The sequence below is a fragment of the Psychromonas sp. SR45-3 genome, assembly GCF_014163575.1.
Taxonomy (GTDB): Bacteria; Pseudomonadota; Gammaproteobacteria; order Enterobacterales; family Psychromonadaceae; genus Psychromonas; species Psychromonas arctica.
Genome location: NZ_JACJDP010000112.1, coordinates 1 through 402 on the forward strand (window position 1 = coordinate 1; position 402 = coordinate 402).

The 402-nt window shown below is 38.8% G+C and carries 1 protein-coding gene; it reads right to left on the minus strand.

Going from position 1 to position 402, the window contains the following annotated elements:
- A partial coding sequence (locus tag H5084_RS20075) for a transposase (protein WP_220486022.1) occupies positions 1-381 on the minus strand: 381 nt, incomplete at its 3' end.
- Between the last annotated feature and the right edge of the window lie 21 nt (positions 382-402).

A 402-nucleotide genomic window follows, 5' to 3' on the forward strand; every position in this document is an offset into this window, starting at 1 on the left:
ATTGATAATATTCAGCGCAGCTTTACTTTCTTCGTCAGATATTGTTTGCTCTTTTAACCAACGGTCAATTAAGGTTGGCATTGAGTACAAGCTTCCCCATCGTTGGCAAACCTGCTCGTTACTAAATAAATAATTTTCTTGTTCATCGATGTGCAAAACTAAGTGATAGTGATTCGACATAATGGCATAGGCACAAATGTTAATACTAAAAATAGAAGCGAGTTGATGCATTCGCTCAACCATCCATTGGCGGCGGTGTTCAAATGATTGGCCAGTATATTTATCTTCACCACATAAATAAGCTCGACGAACACAACGAGATATACAGTGGTAATAAGGGGTATCAGCAAGCGATACTTGAGATTGTCGAGATTGAGTCATAATAAACTACCTCCGAGCATG